Below are 22,496 nucleotides of genomic sequence, written 5' to 3' on the forward strand. Positions count from 1 at the left end.
GCCCAGAACCCCTCGGGATCCTCCACCGACCGGCGATACATCTCCTCGTAACGCGCCTCGTCAACATGCGCCCGCGACACCGTCGCTGCGCTCGGGCTGAACGTTTTCGGCAGTTCGGTCATGCGCTCCTCCTCCGACAACGGCGCCGCGTCTGGCGGCGCCCGCACGATTTGCCGGAAGGATACGCGAATGCGAAAATAAATAAATAACCCATTAGAACCAATAAAAAAGTCAGTAAATAATTTTCCCTATGTCGGATCGCTCTGTAAATTCAGTTCACCTTTTACGCGAACACGCTGGAAAACAACGCACGTTAGCGAAAACCGCCGACGTTGCGTAACGTCACGGTCGCGCAGACCGGAGCGAAAACTGGCATCCGATCCCGGAGAGCCATCGGCGAGCGCAAAGCTTTCGCGGTGACCTTGCTGACGGGAAACCGGCCCGCCACGCACGGCTTGCATCACTTCGGTGTTCGTGACGTTACCCGAAAGTCGCCGTCGAGCACGATCTCGTAGCGCCCGTCGGGGCACAACACATCGTGCAGCGCGTAGCCCGAGCCGGCCTTCTCGATATCGGCGGGACTGACCTCGCAGCCCATCTCCGCGAGAACCTGGAGCACACGGCCCACATCCGTTCCCTGCGCGGCGGCAGGCGGCGCCAGGGCTGTCAGGCAGAGGGCGAAGGCGGCGAAGCGGGGCATCCTGGCGATCCTTCGGAGACAGGGGCGCACATCCAAGGCGCCGCTTCCTCCGAAGATGGACAACGCGGGCCTGTCCCGCAATGGACAGACCCGCAGAAAGACGGCCGAGGTGCCGCGCGGTCAGGCGCGCAGCGTCTCGGTCGACGAAAAGAACATTGCCTGGCTGATGGCCGAGCGCACCTGATCCTCCGAATAGGGCTTGGAGATCAGGAATGCGGGCTCCGGCTTGTCGCCGGTCAGCAGACGTTCCGGGAAGGCGGTGATGAAGATCACCGGACGCTCGCCCAGTTCCCCGAGGATATCGTTGACCGCGTCGACCCCAGAGGAATTGTCCGCCAGCTGGATGTCGGCGAGGATGAGATCCGGCGTTTCCTGCCCCGACAGCTTCACCGCACCTTCGCGCGTGCGCGCCACGCCCGTCACACGGTGACCCAGATCCGCGACGATGCTCTCGAGGTCCATGGCGATGATCGCCTCGTCCTCGATGATCAGCACCCGGCCGGACATGCCGTCGGCCATCTCGCGCCGTGCGGTGGAGATCAGCGTCTCGGCCTCGTCGGGACCGGTCTGCATGATTTCACCGACCTCGGACATGGTGAATTCCTCGATCGTGTGCAGCAGCAGTGCCTCGCGGCTGTTGGTCGTCAGCTTGGCGAGGTGCCGCTGCGCCGCGGCGCGCGGGCCCGTGTCGTCCTCGGTGACCGGCGCGCCGGTGGTCACCCAGATACCGTGAAACACCTGGAAAAGTCCGACTTTCCCGGAACTCGCTTCCTGCACCATCGTTCTGTCGGTGAGGACCGCCTCGAGAGTGGCGGCTGCATACTTGTCCCCGGTCGTCTGCGACCCGGTGAGCGCGCGTGCATAGCGACGCAGATACGGAAGTGCCGCGCCGATCTCGCTGCTCAGGTCTTGTGTCATGGAGTACGTCCCTTCGGAAAACTTTCTTGGGAACCGAACGCGGGTTCCCGCAGTTTGTTCCCGAGCTAGGTGGCGAGTATGTGGCCAATTTGCGCGTGAAGGACAACTATGGCTCAGACCCGGGATAAGACAAAGCAGGCCCAAGTGATCGATGATAACCTGAAGCGTGTTTACCAGGACATGCTCAACGAAGATGTGCCCGACCGATTTCTTACGCTGCTCGACCAGTTGAAAGAGCAGGAGAAGTCCGGCGCGGATGCGAGTGAGAGTGCGCCGACTCAGGTCCGGAGCGCACGCAACTCATGAGCGATGATCCCCGTGACGAGATCGTGAAGCACCTTCCGGCGATGCGGGCCTTCGCCCTCAGCCTGACGCGCAACTCCGCGCTCGCCGACGACATGGTGCAGGACAGTCTCGTCAAGGCGTGGACAAAGATCCACACCTTCGAGCCTGGCACCAACATGCGTGCGTGGTTGTTCACGATCCTGCGCAATACCTACTATTCCAACCGTCGGAAGGCGGGCCGCGAGGTATCGGATGCCGACGGTCTTATGACCGAGGGCCTCTCGGAGAAGCCGGCCCATGACGGCCGGTTGCAGCTCGCCGACTTCCGGCGCGCCTTCGCGCAGCTCAACGACGAACAGCGCGAGGCGTTGATCCTTGTCGGGGCCTCCGGTTTCTCCTACGAGGAGGCCGCAGATATGTGCGGCGTCGCAGTCGGAACCATCAAGAGCCGCACCAACCGGGCGCGGGCCCGACTCGCGCAGTTGATGAATCTGACCGAGGACGAGGCGCTCGAGATGACTGACAGCGCGACGATGGCTGTGGTGTCGGGCAACCGATCGTCCGCAGCGGGGTGATACATGATCGGCGCCACTGGTCCGAGGCCGGTCCCGAGCGGGCTCGGCGCCCGCATCATCGGCTTTCTGACCATCGCGCTGGTACCATTGGGCCTCGTTGCCTATTGGCAGACCACCCAGCTTGAGGAAGAGACGCGGGCCCGATCGCAGTTGAGCGTGACCGGCATAACCGAGAATGCCGCCACCTCTGAACGCCGGAACGTCCTGCGCGCGCTCGGCGCCGCGCAGGCGATCGGGGCGACCGGATCTATCGTCGCCGCCGACGCCGACCAGTGCGACCGGTTTCTGTCGGACTTCCGGGAGTCGAGCCAGAATTACACCTTCGTGGGCGTATTGCTGAAGAGCGGCCGCGTGAAATGTTCCTCGGCGGGACGCACCGTCGACCTTTCCGAGTTTCCGCAGATCGTCAGGTCGATCCAGGAACCGTTTCCTTCGGTGGTGCGCGTCGACAACCCTGCCGTCAGCCCCAGCCCGGTGGTCGTCGTCTCCGAACCGTTCGAGGTCGACGGCGTGCTGCAAGGGCATGTCGCAATCTCCGTCCCGGTGGAGTTCATTCGCCGCGGCGAGCCGCGCGGAGCCGAATATCTCGACCTCGTGACCTTCAGCCGGACGGGGCAGATCCTGACGACCGGGACCGGCTACGAACGGGCCCAGAGGCTCCTGCCGGCCGATATCGACCTGTCCTCGCTCGCCGACGCGGCCGAGCATTCCTTCCTCGCCCGCGGCGCCGACGGGACGGAGCGGATCTTCGCGCTCGCCCCCGTGGTGCCGGACCTGGTCTATGCGCTGAGTGTCTGGCCGCAGGACAGTTCGGCCGCAACCACGCTCGGTACGTCGGGCCTTGCGCGATCCTTGCCGCTCATCATGTGGGCGGCGAGCGTTATCGTCGCATACCTTGCCGTGAACCGGCTGGTGATCCGGCATATCCGCACGCTGCGCCACCAGATGCGCAGCTTTGCCCGCGACCGCCGCGTGCCGGCACAAAGCGCCGTCGCCGACATGGCGCTGGAGTTGCGGGACATGGAAAACGACTTCCTGCACATGGCCGATTCCATCATGCAGGACGAGGCGCAGCTCGAGAACACGCTGCGCGAGAAGACGATTCTGCTGAAGGAAGTCCACCACCGGGTGAAGAACAACCTTCAGCTTATCTCTTCGATCATGAACATGCAGATCCGGCAGAGCGAGTCGAACGAGACCCGGCTCGTGCTGCAACGACTTCAGGAACGCATCCGCGGGCTCGCCACGATCCACCGCAATCTCTACCAGACCGGCGATCTGGGCCATGTTAACGCAGCGCAGCTTCTGTCGGATCTGATCGAGCAGATGAGCATCGTCTCGCGCGACAGCGACGTGACGCTGGAGGTGACCAAGAGCCTCGCGGAAATCGAGGTCTATCCCGACCAGGCGGTGCCGATGTCGCTGCTGGTGGCCGAAGCGCTGACCAATGCAGGCAAGTACATGGGCCCCGATTCCGACGGGATCTACCGGCTGCATGTCGACCTCAAGCGCGACGCCGTCGACCGCGGCGTGATCCTGGAGGTCGCCAACAGCTGCAGCGAGCAGCCGCCCGACGAGGACGCAACGCGCACCGGCCTCGGCAATCGGCTGATCCAGGCTTTCTCGACCCAGCTCGGCGGCACGCTCAACCAGGGGATCGAGAAGGGGCGTTACCGTGTGACGGTGCTGTTCCGGCTGTCCGATTTCAAACCCGAAGTCGTCGATTACTGAAGGAATCGCCGTGCCCAGCCCGCCTCCCATCGCCCCGTTGCCGCGGCCCGACACCGCGGCGGGCACGCCCAGGCGCGTCGGTGTGGAGGTCGAATTCGGCGGGCTCGACGAGGCGCGGGTTGCCGAGACCGTGGCGGCGGAGCTGGGCGGCTCCATCTCTCAGGGCGAGGAAAAGGGCTATATCGTCACCGGCAGCGCCGCGGGCGATTTGCAGGTCTACCTCGATACCGCACTCCTGAAGCGCCCGGACGGCTGGTGGGGCGAGGGGCTGCATTCCATGGCCCGCACCATCGTCCCGGTGGAGATCGTCACCAGCCCGATCGCACCCGAAGGCATCGCGGCGCTTGACACCTTGCTCGCCGCGTTGCGCGGAGCTGGGGCCACGGGCACGGCCTCCGGCCTCGTGGCGGGGTACGGCGTGCATTTCAATCCGGAGGTGGTGTCGACCGACCTGTCGGATGTGCTGCCGGTCCTGTCGGTCTACGCCTTCTGCGAGGATGCGCTGCGCCGCGAGATGGGCATCGACATCGCGCGGCGGATGCTGCCGTTCGTCGATCCCTATCCGCGCGCTCTGCTCGACGGGCTGGCGGGAAAGGTCCTGCCGAACATGGCGGCGCTCATCGACCTCTATCTCGATCGTGCGCCGTCGCGGAATCACGGGCTCGACATGCTGTCTCTGTTTTCCCATATCGACCGGGATCGCGTCGCAGCGCGGATCGACCTGTCGTCGATCTCGCCGCGGCCGACCTTCCATTACCGGCTTCCCGATTGCCGCATCGACGAGCCGGACTGGTCGCTGGCGCTGGAATGGAACCGCTGGGTTCGGATCGAACGCATGTCCGAGGATTCCGGACTCGTGCGCGAACTTGCCCGCGAATGGCGCGCCCACCGGGACGCGCTGACCACCACGCGCAGTGACTGGACGCAGAAGACCGTCGACCGGTTCGGAGACTTCGCATGAGCCGCCCCGTCGTCGGCGTCACCGTCTCGCGCCGCTCGGGCTGGCGCATCTTCCCGCTCATGTGGCTGAACATCCGCCTCGCGGGCGGGCGCGCGGTCAAGTGGCGGGCGGGCCGCGAGGTCGATCTCGACAAGGTCGACGCGGTGGTGATCGGCGGCGGCGACGACATCGCGCCGACGCTCTACGGCGGCGAGGTGCGACTCGGCGTGCGGCTCGATCCGGCGCGCGATGCGCTGGAGACGCAGGTGATCCGCGAGGCGTTCGACCGCAACCTGCCGGTTCTGGGCATCTGCCGCGGCGCGCAGATGCTGAACGTCGTGCTGGGGGGGGATCTGCATCAATCGGCCTACGACGTCTACGACTCGCGCTACGTGCGGACGATCCTGCCGTTGAAGCGGGTCGATCTCGACCGCGAGAGCCTGCTTGCGCGCACCACCGGCACCGGCTGCATGCGCGTCAACGCGCTGCACACCCAGGCGGTGAAGCGCATTGGAAGCGAGCTGCGCGTCGCCGCCCGCGACGAGGGCGGTATGATCCAGGCGATCGAGCGCACGCGCGATCCCTTTGCCATCGGTGTGCAATGGCATCCCGAACACATCTTCTACCGCCGCGCCCACCGGCGGCTGTTCCGCGCCCTGATCGAGGCCGCGCGGGCGCGTCGTGCCAATTCCGGCCAGGTGGACGCCGCGGAGGCGGAAGCGCGGGCCAACGCCGTGCCCGATGTGGCAGCGTCGTAGAGACTCGGTATACGTGATCTGTTGCCGACCTGACACTAAATCTGGGGCTCCCGCGCCTGTGAAGGAACTTGCGGTCCGCCCACCGGTTCTTTCTTCAAACCAAGTGAGGAACCGAGCGCAAATGTCCACAGACGTCTTCATCATAGGGCTGGGCGCATTGTCGTTCGTTGCGGTCCTGATCTATGCGACGACCGGACGAACGAGGCGCGAGGACCGCACGCGGCACAACGACAGGCGCATGTCCTCTCTGGCCCGGGACAGCCGGTCGCACTGACCCGCATCTTGCCGGAAAGGGGCGCCCACTGTGGCGCCCCTTTTCTTCATGCGGCCTTTTCACCGGCGGCGCGCTGCGGTTCTGTGATCCGGACGCAGCTGACCGGAGGCCCCCGATGTCCGATCTCGAAACCCGCATCGCCGCCGCGCGCGGCGAAATCCCCGCCGATCTCGTCCTGCGCGGGGGCCGTGTGCTCGACCTCGTCACCGGCGGATGGATCGAGGGGGATATAGCGATCTGCGGCGACCGCGTCGTCGGAACCGCGGCGAAGTATGACGGCAAACAGGTGATCGACGTCACGGGCCTGACGCTCGTTCCCGGCTTCATCGACACGCATCTGCACGTGGAATCCTCGCTCGTCACGCCGCTGGAATTCGATCGCTGCGTGACGCCGCACGGAGTGACCACCGCGATCTGCGATCCGCACGAGATCGCCAACGTGATCGGGGCCGATGGCATCCGCTATTTCCAGGATGCCGCGGAGCGCACGGTGATGGATCTGCGCGTGCAACTGTCGTCCTGCGTGCCCTCCACCCACATGGAGACGGCAGGCGCGACGCTCACCGCCGATGACCTCGCGGCATTGCGGGGCCATCCGTCGGGCATCGGGCTCGCCGAATTCATGAATTACCCCGGGGTGATCCACCGCGATCCGCAGGCGATGGAGAAGCTGCGCCTGTTCGAGGGCGGACACATCGACGGCCATTGCCCGCTGCTGTCCGGCCAGGATCTCAATGCCTATTGCGCCGCCGGAATAAGGACGGAGCACGAGGCAACGAGTGCCGAGGAGGCGCTGGAAAAGCTGCGGAAGGGCATGCGCGTGCTGATCCGCGAAGGGTCCGTGTCAAAGGATCTGAATGCCCTTCACGCGGTGCTGAACGAGCGCACCGCGCCCTACATGTGCCTGTGCACCGACGATCGCAATCCGCTCGACATCGCGGAAGAGGGGCACCTCGATTACATGATCCGCACGCTGATCGCGCGCGGCACACCGCCGCTGGCCGCATACCGCGCGGCGTCGCTGTCGGCGGCCGAGGCATTCGGGCTGAGGGATCGCGGTCTGATCGCGCCGGGCTACCGCGCGGATATCGTCGGGGTCGGTTCGCTCGAGGCGTGCGATGTGTCGCTGGTGATCGCGGGGGGCACGGTGGCGGACGCGGCTGCCTTCGACGCCCGGCCGGCGCTCGAGCCGGTGGGGCGCAGCTCCGTCCGCGCTCCGCGCGTCGTCGCGGCGGATTTCCGGGCGCGGGGCAATCGCGAAGAGACCGACGTCATCGGCATCCGCGAGGGCCAGATCCTGACCGACCACCTGCACGAGACGATCCCGGTGCAGGACGGCGACAAGCGGCCCGATCCCGCCCGTGACCTCGTGCGCATCGCCGTGGTCGAACGGCATGGCTTAAACGGCAACATCGCCACGGGCTTCGTGCGGGGCTTCGGCATGTCGCGCGGCGCCATCGCCGCGACGGTCTGCCACGACCACCACAACATCGTCGCCGTCGGCGTGGACTATGACGATATCGCCTGCGCGGTGAACCGGCTCTCCGAGATCGAGGGCGGCTTCGTGGTGGCCGAGGGCGGCAATGTGGCGGCGGAACTGGCGCTGCCCGTCGCGGGGCTCATGTCGCTGGAGCCCTTCGAGGAGGTGCGCGATCGGCTGACGACATTGCGCGCGGCGGCCAAGGACCTTGGCGTGACGCTGCATGAGCCGTTCCTGCAACTGGCCTTCCTGGCGCTGCCGGTGATCCCGGCGCTCAAGATAACCGACCGCGGCATGGTCGACGTCACGAAGTTCGAGATCATCGGCTGACGACGCTTGCTCGGATGACTATATTTCTGTACTTCCAGAAATATGGAAGAAAGAATCGTTCCCCAGCTTGCCGCACTCGCCCATCCCGCGCGGCTTTCGGTGTTCCGGCTGCTGATCCGGCGCGCACCGGACGCACTCCGGGCCGGAGAGATTGCCGCTGTGCTCGGCCTGCCGGCCTCGACGCTCTCCGCGCATCTGTCACACCTGCGTCAAGCGGGTCTGATAGCCGAAGCCCGTAGCGGGACTGCGCGGCTTTACCGCGCCGATGTCGAGGGTGCGGCGGAGCTGGTGGAAACCCTCGTCGGCGAGTGCTGCCGGGGGCGCGTCGCAAGCTGCATCCCCTGGTGGGGACCTCTACGGGAGACCCGAGACATGTCCGACCGTCGCTACACTGCGCTCTTCATCTGCACCGGCAATTCGGCCCGGTCGATCTTTGCCGAGGCGCTCCTGCGCGATCTCGGCCGCGACCGGTTCGACGTCCACTCCGCCGGCACCAAGCCGTTCTCGGAGCTCAATCCGCTGGCGGTGGCGCTCTTGCGCGACAAGGGACACGACGTCTCGCGCCTGCGCTCCAAGACCATCGCGGAGTTCCAGGGCGCGGACGCGCCGCAATTCGACTTTGTCTTCACGGTCTGCGACCGCGCCGCGAACGAGGAGTGCCCGGCCTGGCCCGGTCAGCCCGTGTCGGCCCATTGGGGCCAACCCGACCCGGTCGCGGCCACCGGCACCGAGGCCGAGCGGATGCTGGCATTCCAGAGCGTCTATGGCGGTCTGCGCAATCGCATTCAGGCCTTCCTGGCGCTGCCCCTGGAGGCGCTTGACCGCGCCACGCTGCAAAGGCGCGTAGATGACATCGCCCGTCTCGACGACACGGAGTCCGCATGACCACCTACGCGCTGAACGGCCTTGGCCGGATCGGGAAACTGGCCCTGAAGCCGATGCTCGAGGCCGGGCTTGAGATCGCCTGGATCAACGACGCGGTGGGCGATCCGGCGATGCACGCGCATCTCCTGGAATTCGATAGCGTGCATGGCCGCTGGGACGCTGATTTCGACGCCGACGAGAGCAGCATCACCGTGAACGGCACCCGGTTGCCGTGCCTGTCGCAAAAGGATCCGGCGAAGCTGCCGCTGGAAGACGTGGACGTCGTGGTGGATTGCACCGGGGTCTTCAAGTCCGCGGCGAAGCTGGCCCCCTATTTCGAGGCCGGCGTGAAGAAGGTCGTCGTCTCCGCCCCGGTGAAAGAGGAGAAAGCCGCGAACATCGTCTATGGCGTCAACGACGCCACCTATGATCCGACGCGCCACGAAATCGTCACCGCGGCGTCCTGCACCACCAACTGCCTCGCGCCGGTGGTGAAGGTGATACATGAGAATATCGGCATAAAGCATGGAAGTATAACGACTATTCACGACGTGACGAACACGCAGACGATCGTCGACCGGCCCGCGAAAGATTTGCGGCGCGCGCGTTCCGCGCTCAACTCGATGATCCCGACCACGACCGGCAGCGCCACCGCGATCACGCTGATCTATCCCGAGCTGAAGGGCCGGCTGAACGGGCACGCGGTGCGCATCCCGCTCCTGAACGCCTCGCTGACCGATTGCGTCTTCGAGGTGGAGCGCGAGACCAGCGCCGAAGAGGTAAACGCCCTCTTCAGGGCGGCGTCAGAGGGTCCGCTGCGCGGCATTCTGGGCTACGAGGAGCGCCCGCTCGTCTCCTCCGACTTCACCAACGATCCGCGCTCCGCCATCGTCGACGCGCCGTCGACCATGGTGGTGAACGGCACGCAGGTGAAGGTCTACGCGTGGTACGATAACGAATGGGGCTACGCGCACCGGCTGGTGGACGTCGCCCGCATGGTGGGGGACCGGTTGTGAACGCGCCCCGGCCCGAGGGCCTCTCCGCCTATATCGCGGTCACGGCGGCCTACTGGGCGTTCATGGTCACCGACGGCGCGCTGCGGATGCTGGTGCTGCTGCACTTCCACACGCTGGGCTTCTCGCCGGTGCAGCTTGCCTATCTGTTTATCCTTTATGAACTCGCGGGGATTATCACCAACCTGGGCGCGGGCTGGATCGCGGCGCGCTTTGGTCTGACCTCGACGCTCTATGCGGGATTGGCGCTGCAGATCGTTGCGCTGGCGGCGCTGGCGCAGCTCGATCCCGGTTGGGCGGTCGGCTTCTCGGTCGTCTATGTGATGGCGGTACAGGGTGCGTCGGGCGTGGCCAAGGACCTCGCCAAGATGTCCTCCAAAAGCGCGGTCAAGCTGCTCGCGCCGAAGGGGCGGGGCGGGCTCTTCCGCTGGGTGGCGGTGCTGACCGGCTCGAAGAACGCGGTGAAGGGGGTTGGCTTCCTCCTAGGCGCGGGGCTGCTGGCGCTGGCGGGCTTTACCGCGTCGGTCGTGGGAATGGGTTTCGTGCTGGCCCTGATCTTCGCGGCGGTGGCGCTGAAGATGCCCGCGGGTCTGCCGAAGGGTCGCAAGGAGGCGAAATTCAACGAGGTCATCTCCAAGGACGCCAACGTCAATTGGCTCTCGGCGGCGCGGGTCTTCCTGTTCGGCGCGCGTGATGTGTGGTTCGTCGTCGGGATCCCGATCTACTTCTACGCCGTCCTGTCGGACGGATCGGAAGAGGGCAACCGCATCGCCTTCTTCGTCATCGGCACCTTCATGGCGGTGTGGACGATCCTCTACGGCGGGGTTCAGGCCTGGGCGCCCAAGCTGCTGAGGGCGAATGACCGGCCCGAGGATGACCTCGTCGGCGCGGCCCGGGGCTGGGTCTCGGCGCTTATCGCGATCCCCGCGGCGCTCGCCGTGGTGGTCTGGACGCTGGGCGAGAGCACGCCAACCACCGTGACGCTGATCGCGGGGCTGCTGCTCTTCGGCGCGATCTTCGCGGTCAATTCGTCGCTGCACTCCTACCTCATCCTGCACTTCACGAGCGGGGAGCGGGTGACGATGGACGTCGGATTCTACTACATGGCCAACGCCGCCGGGCGGCTTCTGGGCACGCTCGCCTCGGGAGTCACCTACCAGATCGGCGGGGTCGGGCTCTGCCTGATGACGGCGGCGGTTTTCCTCGGGCTTTCGGCGCTCGGCGCGGCGAAGCTGCGGCCGGGGGCGGAGCCCGTGCCCGCCTAGCGCGGCACGCGGCCCGGTCCGCGTGGATCGGCCGTCATCCATTCGGGCAGGAGCGCCCAGCGTTCGAGCGCGAAGAGTGCCGCGCAAATCGCCACCACGGCAAGCACAAGCAGTACCCGGCGCCAGGACGGCGGGTGCTGCGCCCATTTGCGCATCCGCAGAAGCCACAGCGGGTTCATCAGGTGAAACGCACCTTGCCGATATGGGGCAGGTTGCGGTCGCGCTGCGCGTAGTCGATGCCGTAGCCGACGACGAATTCGTCGGGGATCTCGAAACCGGTCCAGTCGGCCTTGATGTCGGTCTCCCGCCGCGACGGTTTATCCAGAAGCGCGATGGTCTTCAGCCGCCTCGGCCCGCGGGATTGCAGAAGGCCGACCACGTGCCGAAGCGTGTGGCCGGTGTCGACGATGTCCTCCACCACAAGCACGTCGCGACCCTCGATCGCGGCGCGCAGGTCCTTGAGGATGCGCACCTCGCGGCTGGATTCCATCGCGTTGCCGTAGGACGAGACCTCCAGGAAATCGACCTCCACCGGCAGTTTCAGCTCGCGCACGAGGTCGGCAATGAAGATGAACGACCCGCGCAGCAGGCCGACCACCACGAGCTGCTCGGTGTCCCGGAACTCGGCAGTGATCTCGCGGGCGAGATCCTCGACCTTCGCGGCGATGGACTTGGCCGAGATCATTTCCTCGATGACATATGGACGCGACATCCGCTCTTCCCTTGATTTTCCGCGCGCACCATACGACATCGCGGAGCACTGTCACGCGAAAGACCCGGGGCGCCCGATGACGACGCATTCCGAGACGAAGGTGCTGCCCTATAGCGCCCAGCAGATGTACGATCTGGTGGCCGACGTGGGCAGCTACCCCGAATTCCTGCCCTGGTGCGCGGCCGCCCGCGTGCGGTCGACCGAGGATCACGGCGACCACACCGTGATGTTCGCGGACCTGGTGATCTCTTTCCGGGTGTTCCGCGAACGCTTCGGCAGCAAGGTCACGCTCTGGCCGGAGTCCAGGACCATCGACACCGAATATATCGACGGGCCGTTCCGCTACATGGAGAGCCGCTGGTCCTTCAAGGACGTGGAGGGCGGCTGCGAGGTCACCTTCTTCGTGGATTTCGAGTTCAAGAACGCGGTGTTGAGGTCGATCATCGGCGTCGTCTTCAACGACGCGATGCAGCGCATCGTGCGCGCGTTCGAACGCCGGGCGGCCAAGCTCTACGGCTGAGGCATTAACCTTCTGTTACGAAATGCGCGGCTCCGCCAAGGGCTTGCCGCATTTCGCGCGCAGTTCCGAACCTCGAAACCCACGCAACCAAGGAGGTTCGGATGATGTCCGGAATTTCGGGCGGCGGCGCGCCGCAAGTACCGCAGATGCAGACGGGCGTGCTCGACCGGCAGGCGGAGTTCAACCAGGAGGCGCAGGCGGCGGCCGAGGCCGCACGGCGCGAGTTGGACGCGCAGATCCAGGCGATGGACGGGCAGGGCGCGGCGTCGAACGCCTATCGCATGGCCCAGATCCTCGGCGCCCCGCCGGAACAGCTGCAGATGCTGAAGTCCGGCTGAGGACCGCCGATCAGTCCGCCGCAAACGCGCCGTGCAGCATCTCCAGCGCGTGGTGCGTCGCGGCGGTGCGCACCTCGGCGCGGCCGATGGCGCCGAAATCGACCGTCTCGACCCGGGTCGCGGCACCGTCGGCCAGCGCGAAACAGACCCGTCCCTCGGGCTTGTGCTCCGATCCGCCCGGGCCGGCGATGCCGCTGATCGCCACGGCGAGGTCGGCATGCGCCGCATCCCGGGCGCCTTCGGCCATCTCGCGCACCACGGCTTCGGACACCGCGCCGTTTCGCTCGAGCGTTTCGGGCGATACGCCGAGCATCTCCGTCTTTGCGGCGTTGGAGTAGGTGACAAAGCCGCGTTCGAAGATCGCAGAGGATCCGGCGACATCGGTGAGCGCGGCGGCCACCATCCCCCCGGTGCAGCTTTCGGCGGTGGTGACCGTCAGGCCGCGGCCCGCGGCGGCGACCCGGATGGCCTCTGCCAGCGCCCGGGTCACATCAGCACCACGTGCCAGAACGCGCCGAGGACGACAACGCCGAGCGCTGCGAACACCCCGGCCACGACGTCGTCCATCATCACGCCCCAGACGTCGCCGCGCCGGTCAGCCCGGCCGACGAGCCACGGCTTCCAGATGTCGAAGAGCCGGAAGAGCGCGAAGGCCGCCACCCAGCCGGGCCAGAGCGCCAGCACCGGCACGCCCGCGAAGGCCGCGCCGTACGACACCGGCAGAAGCGCGATCCACTGGCCCGCGACCTCGTCGATGACGATCTCGCCGGGGTCCTTGTCCTCTGACCCGGCCGTCGCCGCGCGGATCGCGGCCGTGCCGGCGGCGATGACGGCGAGCGTGGCGACAAGCGCCAGAATGATTCCGCCCAGTGCATGCAGCACCCAAAAGAGCGGCAGCGCCGCGAGCGAGCCCCAGGTACCGGGGCCGGGCCGCATGAGTCCGACGCCGAAGAGGGTTGCGATCGCGCGGCTCATGTCCGCACCAGCGCGCAGGTGGCAAGCGCGGCGATGCCCTCGCCGCGCCCGGTGAAGCCGAGCCGTTCGGACGTTGTGGCCTTGACCGACACCCGGTCCACGGCGAGCCCGGCGATATCGGCCATCACCTTGCGCATCTTCGCGGCGTGCGGGCCGATCTTCGGCGCCTCGCAGACAAGCGTGACGTCGATGTTCGACAGCTCGAAGCCCCGCTCCCGCGCGAGGTCGGCGGCGTGGCGCAGGAAGATCCTGCTTTCGGCGCCCTGCCATTGCGGGTCGGAGGGCGGGAAATGCGTGCCGATATCACCCTCGGCGAGCGCGCCGTAGATCGCGTCCGTGGCGGCGTGCATGCCGACGTCGGCGTCCGAATGGCCGTCGAGGGCCGCGTCGTGCCGCACATGCACGCCGCAGAGCGTGACGCCGTCCCCGTCCGTGAACCGGTGGACGTCGAATCCGTTACCCAGTCGTATGTCCATGCCTCTGCTCCAGAATGCGGGCCGCGCGGGCGAGATCCCCGGCGGTGGTGATCTTCATGTTCTCCTCGGCGCCCTCGGTCACGGTCACATCGAGGCCGCTGGTGCGCGCGACCTCCACATCGTCCGCCGCGCCGCCGGGATGGGACATATGCGCATCGAGGATCGCGCGGAAGCGGAAGCCCTGCGGCGTCTGCGCGCGGTAGAGCCCGTCGCGCGGGAGCGTAGCGGCGACCCGCCCGTCCACCGCGCGCCAGAGCGCATCGGTCACCGGCAGCGCCGGGGCCGCGCCGGGGGTGGTGCCCAGAGCGTCGATCACGCCGTCGATCACCGCGCGCGGCACGCAGGGGCGGGCAACGTCGTGGATCAGCACCACCTCGGGGGCAGGGGCCACCAGCGCCTCCAACCCCTTGCGCACCGACAAAGCGCGCGTGTCACCGCCGGCGACCATCCGCACGTTCAGCCCCTCGCAGGCCGCTTCGGCCCGCACCCGGTCGCCGGGATGGATCACGAGCACAAGCGCGTCGAGATGGGCGAACGCCTCAAGCGTCCAGCGCGTGACGCTGCGGCCCGCGATCTCCTGCCATTGCTTGGGAAGCGGCCCGCCGGCCCGCGTGCCGCGGCCGGCCGCGACGATAAGGGCGGCGTGACGCATCGGGAGGGGTCCTTTCCTGCCGCGCTCTCTCTAGGCGGTGCGCGGGGTGCGCGCAATCATCCCGCGTCAGGCGATGAAAAAATAGGCATGCGCCTTATTCGCGGTCGCGCAAGCCGCCGAGGGAATTGAATGCCGTCAGTCGCCGCGATAGCTGGGACAGAGTGCACAAGGAATAATCGCTTGAGCGTCACCCTGAGAGATCGAACCCTTCCCATGCCGGTGCTTCTGGCACCGCTCGCGGGCATCACGGATCTGCCGTTCCGCGACCTGGTGTCGCGGTTCGGCGCCGGGCTCGTCGTGTCCGAGATGATCGCCAGCCAGGAAATGGTGCAGGGCAAGTGGGCCGTGCGCGAGAAAGCCGAGCTCGGCCTCGGCGCGGCGGGCACCTCCGTCCAGCTCGCGGGCCGCGATCCCTACTGGATGGGAGAGGCCGCACGCATGGTGGCCGCGAACGGCGCGGCCGTCATCGACATCAACATGGGCTGCCCGGCCAAGAAGGTTGTGGGCGGCTATTCGGGGTCCGCGCTGATGCGCGACCCCGATCACGCGCTGCGGCTGATCGAGGCGGTGGTCGCAGCCTCGCCGGTGCCGGTCACGCTGAAGACGCGGCTGGGCTGGGACGACCGGCTGCTGAACGCGCCGCAGATCGCCCGCCGCGCCGAAGAGGCCGGCATCGCGATGATCGTGATCCACGGCCGCACGCGCTGCCAGTTCTACAGGGGGCACGCCGACTGGGCCGCGATCCGCGCGGTGAAAGAGGCGGTGTCTGTGCCCGTTATCACCAACGGCGACATCACCGACTCGGGCAGCGCCCGCGAGGCGCTGCGGCTCTCCGGCGCCGACGGCGTTATGATCGGGCGCGGGGCGCAGGGGCGACCCTGGCAGCTGGCGCGGATCGGTGCCGCACTGGGGTATTGCGCGCCACCGGAGACTCCCGAAGGTAACACGCTGGTCGACATGATTTCAGAACATTACGAGGCGATGCTGAGGTTCTATGGCGCCGGTCTGGGCGTGCGCGTCGCGCGCAAGCACCTCGGCTGGTACATGGACGACGCGGGCACGCCGGCAGAGCTGCGCCGGGCGGTGCTGACCGAAGGCGACCCCGCGCGCGTTCTCGGGCAGCTTGCGTCGGCCATCGGCACGGAAAGGCAAGCGGCATGAGCGCATCCTCCCGGGCCGACATCTGGTCGTCGCTTCCCGTTCCCGCGATCCTGATCGACGGCGGCGATCACATCGCAGATCTCAACCCGGCGGCCGAGGGGTTCATGAACAACTCCGCCCGCTGGCTCGTGGGGCAACCCATCTGGGACCGGCTCGCCGTCGACGCGCCGCTGGAAGAAAGCCTCCTGCGGGCCCGCGAACAGGGCACGCCACTCTTCGTCAACGACGTGGATGTCGGCACCGGCAACCGCGCGCCGCTGGTTTGCTCGCTCCACATCGCGCCGGTGACAGGCCAGCCGGGCTGGATGATCATGCTGATTTCCCCGCGCGAACTGGCCGGGCGCATGACGCAGAGCCATTCGGTGAAGTCCGCCGCCAAGTCTGCCATCGGCATGGCCGAGATGCTCGCGCACGAGATCAAGAATCCACTCGCGGGGATCGCGGGGGCGGCACAGCTTCTGTCGATGAACCTCTCCAAGGAAGACCTGGAGCTGACCGATCTCATCGTGGCGGAGACGCGGCGGGTGGTGAAACTGCTCGAACAGGTGGAGCAGTTCGGCAATCTTTCGCCGCCGGAGCTGCGGCCGGTCAATCTGCACGACGTGCTCGACCGCGCGCGGCGCTCCGCGCAGCTCGGGTTCGGCGGGCACATGAAGATCGTGGAGGACTACGACCCCTCGCTGCCGCTGGCGCTGGGGGATCCCGATCAGCTTCTTCAGGTGATCCTGAACCTTCTTAAGAACGCCTCCGAAGCGGCCGATTCCAAGGAGGGCGGCAAGATCCGCCTGCGGACCTTCTACGAACACAGCTTCCGCCTGCGCCGGGCCGATGGATCGGGCCAGTCCGTGCCCCTGCAGATCGAGATCGAGGACGACGGCCCGGGCCTGCCGCCCGACATCAAGGGCGACGTCTTCGATCCGTTCGTGTCGGGCAAGGAAAACGGCACCGGGCTCGGCCTCGCGCTGGTGTCGAAGATCATTTCGGACCACGGCGGATGGATCTCCGTCGACAGCGTGCCGGGGCGGACGCGGTTCCGCATCTCGCTGCCGCGCGCGCCCCGCGATGCCAAGGAGAACGACTGATGGACGGCACGGTACTTGTCGCCGACGACGATCGCACGATCCGCACGGTGCTGACGCAGGCGCTGACGCGGGCCGGTTGCAAGGTTCATGCGACCTCGTCCTTGACCACGCTCATGCGCTGGGTGGGCGAGGGCAAGGGAGACGTGGTGATCTCGGACGTGGTCATGCCCGACGGCAACGGGCTCGAGATGCTGCCGAAGATCCAGCACGACCGGCCCGACCTGCCGGTCATCGTGATCTCGGCGCAGAACACGATCATGACGGCGATTCAGGCGGCGGAGGCCGAGGCCTACGATTACCTTCCCAAGCCCTTCGATCTGCCCGACCTGATGAAGCGCACCGCGCGGGCGCTGGAGAACCGCAACCGCGCGCCCAAGCGGGAGGATCCGGCGATCGGCGCGGATGCCCCGGACGAATTGCCGCTCGTCGGCAAGACGGCCGCCATGCAAGCGCTCTACCGGCTGGTGGCGAAGGTGATGAACACCGATCTGCCGGTCCTCGTCTGCGGCGAGAGCGGCACCGGCAAGTCGCTGATCGCCAAGGCGATCCACGATTTCTCGGACCGCCGCACGCTGCCCTTCGTGACCGTCACGGCGGCCGACCTGTCCGACCTCGAAGGGCCGTCGCGGGTGCTCGCGCGGGTGAAGGGCGGCACGCTCCTGATCGACGAGATCGCGGATACGCCCGACGAGGTGCAGGCGCGCATCGTGCGGATGATGGACGTGCCCGGCGATCACGTCCCACGCTTTATGGCGACCTCGCAGATCGACCTCGCTCACGCGATGGAGGAAGGGCACGTGCGCCGCGACCTCTATTACCGGCTGTCGGGCGCGACGATCAACGTGCCGTCCCTGCGCGAACGGGTCGAAGACATCGCGCTGCTGACCGACCATTTCCTCGCCCGAGTCGAACGCGAGGGCGGGCCGAAGCGCTGGCTCTCCGAAGAGGCGGCGGAGCTGTTCCGCCAGTATTCCTGGCCCGGCAACGTGCGCCAGCTCGAGAACGCGGTGCGGCGTCTGTCTCTGACCTCCCGCGCCGACGAGATCACGCGCGGCGAGGTGGAGGCGGTGCTCGGCAACCAGCCCGAGACCGGGCCGATCCTGAAAGGCGGCGAGTCGGAGAAGCTCGGCACCTCGGTCGCGCGGCACCTGCGGCGGTATTTCGACCTGCACGGGAACATGCTGCCGCCTCCGGGTCTCTACGCGCGTATCCTGCGCGAGGTGGAGGCACCGCTCATCGAGATCGCGCTGGAGGCAACGGGCGGAAATCAGGCAAAATGTGCCGATCTGCTCGGGATCAACCGCAATACCCTGAGAAAGAAGATCACCGACCTCGATATTCGCGTGACACGCCGCCGCAAGTTGATGTAAAACCGCAACAGAACCGTGGCCCTGTCGCAGCGGTGTGCCGAACAGGTGCAGGCTGTGACGGAGAGACCACAATATACGGCGGTCGACTGCGTGAGGCAGTCCATAACGGCGAGGGGCGGTTGTGGCCACTCGGGCACGAGGCATCGACTGGTCGCGTATCGACCGGTTGAGACGGCAGCGCCGCGTACAGAACGCGGCGACCCTGGGGCTGGTCCTGCTCGGGCCGATCCTGGCTGTCATAACGTACATGGTGCTCGGACCGCTCGACCGCGGCTCGGCCGATACGACGACGCTGCGGCTCGTGCTGCTTGCGGACCTCGTCTACATCATCCTCATCGCCGGTCTCGTGCTGTCGCGTGTCGCCGCGCTCATCGCCGCGCGCCGGGCGCAGTCGGCGGGCTCGCGGCTGCACCTGCGGCTTACCGGCGTCTTCGCGCTGATGGCGCTGCTGCCCACGATCACGGTGGCCGTCTTCGGCGTGTTGACGATCAATGCCGGGCTGGAGACCTGGTTCTCCACCCGCGTGCAGAACGTCGTCGGCGCCTCGCTCGAGGCTGCCGAGGCCTACGAGGAAGAGCATCGCGCCGATCTTCAGGCCGATGCGCAGGAACTGGCCGCCTTCCTCGACGCCAACCGCCGCGCCGCACCGCTGCTGACCGACGGGCTCCTGCGCGACATGCTCGCCAGCGGCCAGTTGCAGATCCAGCGCGGTCTTTCGGAAGCCTTCGTCATCGACGGCGTCGGGGAAATCCACGCCCGTGGCGAAGGGTCGTACCGATTCTACTACGAACAGCCCGGACAGATCGACTTTGCCGAGGCGGACGCGAACGGTATCACGCTGATCCCCGACTGGGACAACGACGAACTCCGCGCGTTGGTGCCGCTGCCGGCCTTCGTGGACCGCTACCTCTACGTGACGCGCACCGTCGACGGCGACATCCTCAACCTTCTCGACGACACGCAGGAAACCGCGCGCTTCTACCAGCAGCAAGAAAGCGAACGGGGAAGGCGGCTCTTCGATTTCGCGCTGCTCTATCTGGGGTTTGCGGTGTTGCTGATCCTCGCGGCGGTCTGGCTGGGCCTGTGGTTCGCCGAGCGGCTGTCGCGCCCGGTTGGCCGTCTGACCGGCGCGGCGCAGCGGGTCGGGGCAGGGGATCTCGACGTGCAGGTCAAGGAGGATACCGGCGACGACGAAATCGCCATGCTCGGCCGCTACTTCAACCAGATGACCCGCCAGCTCAAGCGCCAGCGCGAGCGCCTGCTGGAGAACACGCGGCAGATCGAGCGGCGCCAACGGCTCTTCGACTCGGTTCTGACCTCGGTCACCTCGGGCGTCGCCGGACTCGACGCCGAAGGGCGTGTGGCTTTCGTGAACCGCTCGGCCGAGCGGCTGCTGGACTGGCAGGAAGAGAACCAGAGCCTGCCGATCCACGTCGCGGTGCCGGAATTCGGCGCGCTCTTCGACCGGCTGCAATCCACCGGCGCCGAGGTCGTGCAGGAAGAGGTGAAGGTAAGCCGCGAGGGCCGGCTCGAACATCTCCTGGTGCGCATGTCCACGCGCCGCCGCGAGGATCGCAGCCTTGAAGGTTACGTGGTCGCCTTCGATGACGTGACCGACCTTGTCAGCGCGCAGCGCCTCGCGGCCTGGGGCGACGTCGCCCGCCGCATCGCGCACGAGATCAAGAACCCGCTCACGCCGATCCAGCTATCCGCCGAACGCATCAAGCGGCGCTACCGCAGGGGGCTGGAGGAGGACGAGGCCGCGCGGCTCGACCAGATGACCGACGTAATCGTGCGCCAGACCAACGACCTGCGCCGCATCGTCGACGAGTTTTCCAAATTTGCCCGGATGCCGGAGCCCGAGCGAAAGGACGAAGACCTGACCGGGCTTCTGCGCGGGGCGGTCCTGCTGCAGGAGACCGGCCAACCCGGCGTGCGGTTCGACATCGACCTGCCGGACATCGAATTGCGCGCCTCGCTCGACGCCACGATGATCAGCCAGGCGCTGACCAACCTGATGAAGAACGCCGGCGAGGCCATCGAGAGCCTGCAGGAGAAGGGCGCGCCCGAGGGCCACGTTCCGACGATCGGCGTCACGCTCACGCCGGGCGGCGGCTTTGCCGAGATCCGGATCATCGACAACGGCATCGGCCTCCCGGAAGACCGCGCGCGGCTCTTCGAGCCGTACGTGACCACCCGCGACAAGGGCACCGGGCTCGGCCTGCCCATCGTCAAGAAGATCATCGAGGAACACGGCGGCACGCTGTCGCTCGAAGATGCGCCGGCGCCCGAAGGCTGGGCAGGGCATCGCGGCGCGATGGCCGTGGTGCGCCTGCCGGTGGCCGACGCGCCGCCACAAGAGGCCGCGCGCGCGGCGGAAACGGTTTGAACGGAGAGGGCAGTGACATGGGCGACATCCTGATCGTCGACGACGAACGCGACATCCGCGAACTCATCGGGGACATCCTCGAGGACGAGGGCTACACCACCCGGCTTGCGGGCAATTCCGGCGAGGCGATGGCCGAGGTCAACGGCGAGCCGCCGGCGCTCATCATCCTCGACATCTGGCTGAAGGACAGCAAGATGGACGGGATCGACATCCTCAAGACCGTCAAGCGCGACAATCCGGATATCCCCGTGGTGATCATCTCCGGCCACGGCAACATCGAGATCGCCGTCGCCGCGATCAAGCAGGGCGCCTACGACTTCATCGAGAAGCCGTTCAACATCGACCAGCTGCTCGTGGTCATCCGCCGCGCGATGGAGACCTCGCGCCTGCGCCGCGAGAACCTGTCGCTGAAACGGCGCGAGACGCATGCCGCCGAAATGATCGGCGAGAGCCCCGCCTTCCGCACGCTGTCGTCGCAGCTCGACAAGGTCACCAAGTCCAACGGGCGGGTGATGCTCACCGGTCCGGCAGGGTCCGGCAAGGAAGTCGCGGCGCGCTACATCCACTCAAGGTCGAACCGCGCGCAGGGGCCGTTCGTCACCGTCAACTGCGCCGGCGTCGCACCCGAGACCATGGAAGAGACGCTCTTCGGCCGCGAGACCACCGACCGCGGCGTGGAGCCGGGACTTCTGGAGCAGGCGCATGGCGGCGTGCTCTATTTCGACGAAGTCGCGGACATGCCGCTCGGCACCCAGTCGAAGATCCTGCGCGTGCTTGTCGATCAGCAGTTCCAGCGGGTCGGCGGTGCCGACAAGGTGCGGGTCGATCTGCGCGTGATCTCCTCGACCAACCGCGATCTCGACACGGAGATCGCCGCCGGACGTTTCCGCCAGGAACTCTATCACCGGCTCAACGTGGTACCGATCGCGGTGCCGAGCCTCGAGGACCGGCGCGAGGACATTCCCCGGCTCGCCCGCCATTTCGTGGAGCAGTGCCACAAGGCGCAGGGCCTGCCGCACCGGGACTTCACCGACGACGCCGACGCACTGTTGCAGACGATGGTCTGGCCGGGCAACGTGCGCCAGCTCAAGAACCTGGTGGAGCGGGTGCTGATCCTCGGCGAAGGCTCCGGCCCGATCGAGGCTCGCGAATTGCCGCAGGACGGCCCGCGCGACGCCGAGGACGGGCGCGTGGTCCTGTCCGGCACGCTCGCCACTCTGCCCCTTCGCGAGGCGCGCGAGGCGTTCGAGCGCGAATACCTGCTCACCCAGATAAACCGCTTCGGCGGCAACATCTCCCGCACCGCCAGCTTCGTCGGGATGGAGCGCTCGGCCCTGCACCGCAAGCTGAAGTCACTGGGCGTGGTGACCTCCGCCAAGGGCGGCGCGCGCATCGCACAGCTGGGCGAGGAAGAGGAGCCGGAGACCGAGCGCCAGGCAGGCTAGGCCCGGCGCGCGGACGGAGAGCGCCGGCGGCCGGCCCCCCGGACCCCCGGAGTATTTGAAGCCCAAAGAAGCGGGCGGAGCGGACCATGGCGGGCCGCGCGCCCTGGACGGGCACGGGTCGAAGAGTCGGCCACGCGGCGCGTGCCGGTTTGGACAATCTGCCCACCCCCGGGCGGGCCGACCTTGGCGCAGATTGACCCCCGCGCGCCGACCTGTCACACCGATGCGTCGGGGGACCTCGCG

At 67.1% G+C, this 22,496-nt stretch carries 25 protein-coding genes; 17 read left to right on the top strand and 8 right to left on the bottom strand.

From position 1 onward, the window contains the following. Nucleotides 1–460: 460 nt before the first annotated feature. Nucleotides 461–700 (bottom strand): PepSY domain-containing protein, encoded by a 240-nt coding sequence (locus F3H57_RS19335; protein ID WP_149758122.1) that lies wholly within the window; start codon nt 698–700, stop codon nt 461–463. 120 nt (nt 701–820) lie between these two features. After that, complete coding sequence (locus F3H57_RS19340) at nt 821–1,618, bottom strand: response regulator (RefSeq protein ID WP_149758124.1); 798 nt, start codon at nt 1,616–1,618, stop codon at nt 821–823. Between the two features lie 108 nt (nt 1,619–1,726). On the opposite strand from F3H57_RS19340, the gene F3H57_RS19345 reads away from it, so the two are divergent. The 10 genes from F3H57_RS19345 (at nt 1,727) to arsJ (ending at nt 11,133) form a co-directional block, all read left to right on the top strand. Then, entirely contained in the window at nt 1,727–1,924 is a 198-nt protein-coding gene (locus F3H57_RS19345) for a NepR family anti-sigma factor (protein WP_149758126.1), read from the top strand. Further along, on the top strand, nt 1,921–2,478 hold the full coding sequence (locus F3H57_RS19350; RefSeq protein ID WP_149758128.1) for an RNA polymerase sigma factor: 558 nt from the start codon (nt 1,921–1,923) through the stop codon (nt 2,476–2,478). The genes F3H57_RS19345 and F3H57_RS19350 overlap by 4 nt, the downstream gene beginning before the upstream one ends. A gap of 3 nt (nt 2,479–2,481) precedes the next feature. After that, nucleotides 2,482–4,209 carry a sensor histidine kinase gene (locus F3H57_RS19355; protein ID WP_149758130.1) on the top strand — a complete coding sequence of 576 codons (1,728 nt, stop codon included), beginning with the start codon at nt 2,482–2,484 and terminating at the stop codon, nt 4,207–4,209. A gap of 10 nt (nt 4,210–4,219) precedes the next feature. Continuing rightward, nucleotides 4,220–5,170, top strand: coding sequence for an amidoligase family protein (locus F3H57_RS19360; RefSeq protein ID WP_223163155.1), 951 nt, complete (start codon nt 4,220–4,222; stop codon nt 5,168–5,170). Continuing rightward, nucleotides 5,167–5,907: a gamma-glutamyl-gamma-aminobutyrate hydrolase family protein gene (locus F3H57_RS19365; RefSeq protein ID WP_149758132.1), complete on the top strand. Its 741-nt coding sequence runs from the start codon at nt 5,167–5,169 to the stop codon at nt 5,905–5,907. Before F3H57_RS19360 ends, F3H57_RS19365 begins: the two co-directional genes overlap by 4 nt. A 121-nt stretch (nt 5,908–6,028) precedes the next feature. Continuing rightward, nucleotides 6,029–6,181 carry a hypothetical protein gene (locus tag F3H57_RS22355; protein ID WP_188129755.1) on the top strand — a complete coding sequence of 51 codons (153 nt, stop codon included), beginning with the start codon at nt 6,029–6,031 and terminating at the stop codon, nt 6,179–6,181. A 115-nt stretch (nt 6,182–6,296) separates the two neighbouring features. Continuing rightward, a complete protein-coding gene (gene ade, locus F3H57_RS19370) occupies nt 6,297–7,991 on the top strand; it encodes an adenine deaminase (protein ID WP_149758134.1) in 1,695 nt (564 codons plus the stop codon). Between the two features lie 42 nt (nt 7,992–8,033). Next, nucleotides 8,034–8,876 carry a metalloregulator ArsR/SmtB family transcription factor gene (locus F3H57_RS19375; protein WP_149758136.1) on the top strand — a complete coding sequence of 281 codons (843 nt, stop codon included), beginning with the start codon at nt 8,034–8,036 and terminating at the stop codon, nt 8,874–8,876. Continuing rightward, on the top strand, nt 8,873–9,871 hold the full coding sequence (locus F3H57_RS19380) for an ArsJ-associated glyceraldehyde-3-phosphate dehydrogenase (protein ID WP_149758137.1): 999 nt from the start codon (nt 8,873–8,875) through the stop codon (nt 9,869–9,871). The genes F3H57_RS19375 and F3H57_RS19380 overlap by 4 nt, the downstream gene beginning before the upstream one ends. After that, nucleotides 9,868–11,133, top strand: a complete 1,266-nt coding sequence (arsJ, locus tag F3H57_RS19385) for an organoarsenical effux MFS transporter ArsJ (RefSeq protein ID WP_223163156.1) — start codon at nt 9,868–9,870, stop codon at nt 11,131–11,133. The genes F3H57_RS19380 and arsJ overlap by 4 nt, the downstream gene beginning before the upstream one ends. Here the strand turns inward: arsJ and F3H57_RS19390 are convergent. Together F3H57_RS19390 and hpt are read right to left on the bottom strand one after the other, a co-directional pair. Beyond that, entirely contained in the window at nt 11,130–11,312 is a 183-nt protein-coding gene (locus tag F3H57_RS19390) for a hypothetical protein (protein WP_149758141.1), read from the bottom strand. The genes arsJ and F3H57_RS19390 overlap by 4 nt on opposite strands. After that, nucleotides 11,312–11,845 (bottom strand): hypoxanthine phosphoribosyltransferase, encoded by a 534-nt coding sequence (gene hpt, locus F3H57_RS19395; RefSeq protein ID WP_149758143.1) that lies wholly within the window; start codon nt 11,843–11,845, stop codon nt 11,312–11,314. The genes F3H57_RS19390 and hpt overlap by 1 nt, the downstream gene beginning before the upstream one ends. 76 nt (nt 11,846–11,921) lie before the next feature. Between hpt and F3H57_RS19400 the strand changes: the two genes are divergently transcribed. Both F3H57_RS19400 and F3H57_RS19405 read left to right on the top strand, forming a co-directional pair. After that, nucleotides 11,922–12,365: a type II toxin-antitoxin system RatA family toxin gene (locus tag F3H57_RS19400; RefSeq protein WP_149758145.1), complete on the top strand. Its 444-nt coding sequence runs from the start codon at nt 11,922–11,924 to the stop codon at nt 12,363–12,365. A 101-nt stretch (nt 12,366–12,466) separates the two neighbouring features. Continuing rightward, a complete protein-coding gene (locus F3H57_RS19405; protein ID WP_149758147.1) occupies nt 12,467–12,703 on the top strand; it encodes a hypothetical protein in 237 nt (78 codons plus the stop codon). Nucleotides 12,704–12,713: 10 nt separating this feature from the next. On the opposite strand, the gene F3H57_RS19410 is transcribed toward F3H57_RS19405, so the two are convergent. From F3H57_RS19410 to ispD, 4 genes are read right to left on the bottom strand one after another with little or no spacing between them, the layout of a single operon-like run. After that, nucleotides 12,714–13,193, bottom strand: a complete 480-nt coding sequence (locus F3H57_RS19410; RefSeq protein WP_149758149.1) for a CinA family protein — start codon at nt 13,191–13,193, stop codon at nt 12,714–12,716. Beyond that, on the bottom strand, nt 13,190–13,678 hold the full coding sequence (locus F3H57_RS19415; protein ID WP_149758151.1) for a phosphatidylglycerophosphatase A family protein: 489 nt from the start codon (nt 13,676–13,678) through the stop codon (nt 13,190–13,192). The genes F3H57_RS19410 and F3H57_RS19415 overlap by 4 nt, the downstream gene beginning before the upstream one ends. After that, nucleotides 13,675–14,154, bottom strand: coding sequence for a 2-C-methyl-D-erythritol 2,4-cyclodiphosphate synthase (ispF, locus tag F3H57_RS22900; RefSeq protein ID WP_188129756.1), 480 nt, complete (start codon nt 14,152–14,154; stop codon nt 13,675–13,677). Before ispF ends, F3H57_RS19415 begins: the two co-directional genes overlap by 4 nt. After that, nucleotides 14,135–14,806 carry a 2-C-methyl-D-erythritol 4-phosphate cytidylyltransferase gene (ispD, locus tag F3H57_RS22905; RefSeq protein WP_188129757.1) on the bottom strand — a complete coding sequence of 224 codons (672 nt, stop codon included), beginning with the start codon at nt 14,804–14,806 and terminating at the stop codon, nt 14,135–14,137. Before ispD ends, ispF begins: the two co-directional genes overlap by 20 nt. Nucleotides 14,807–15,019: 213 nt before the next feature. Here ispD and dusB point away from each other — a divergent pair, with 213 nt between their 5' ends. From dusB to ntrX, 5 genes are all read left to right on the top strand, one after another. Continuing rightward, nucleotides 15,020–15,967 carry a tRNA dihydrouridine synthase DusB gene (gene dusB / locus F3H57_RS19425; protein WP_223163157.1) on the top strand — a complete coding sequence of 316 codons (948 nt, stop codon included), beginning with the start codon at nt 15,020–15,022 and terminating at the stop codon, nt 15,965–15,967. Continuing rightward, a complete protein-coding gene (locus tag F3H57_RS19430; protein WP_149758155.1) occupies nt 15,964–17,049 on the top strand; it encodes a two-component system sensor histidine kinase NtrB in 1,086 nt (361 codons plus the stop codon). The genes dusB and F3H57_RS19430 overlap by 4 nt, the downstream gene beginning before the upstream one ends. Beyond that, on the top strand, nt 17,049–18,419 hold the full coding sequence (locus tag F3H57_RS19435) for a response regulator (protein WP_149758157.1): 1,371 nt from the start codon (nt 17,049–17,051) through the stop codon (nt 18,417–18,419). Before F3H57_RS19430 ends, F3H57_RS19435 begins: the two co-directional genes overlap by 1 nt. A 121-nt stretch (nt 18,420–18,540) precedes the next feature. Beyond that, nucleotides 18,541–20,808 (top strand): sensor histidine kinase, encoded by a 2,268-nt coding sequence (locus F3H57_RS19440; protein ID WP_223163158.1) that lies wholly within the window; start codon nt 18,541–18,543, stop codon nt 20,806–20,808. Between the two features lie 17 nt (nt 20,809–20,825). Further along, nucleotides 20,826–22,253: a nitrogen assimilation response regulator NtrX gene (gene ntrX / locus F3H57_RS19445; protein ID WP_149758159.1), complete on the top strand. Its 1,428-nt coding sequence runs from the start codon at nt 20,826–20,828 to the stop codon at nt 22,251–22,253. Nucleotides 22,254–22,496: the final 243 nt, after the last annotated feature.

Source organism: Roseivivax sediminis (assembly GCF_900112685.1).
Lineage (GTDB): Bacteria > Pseudomonadota > Alphaproteobacteria > Rhodobacterales > Rhodobacteraceae > Roseivivax > Roseivivax sediminis.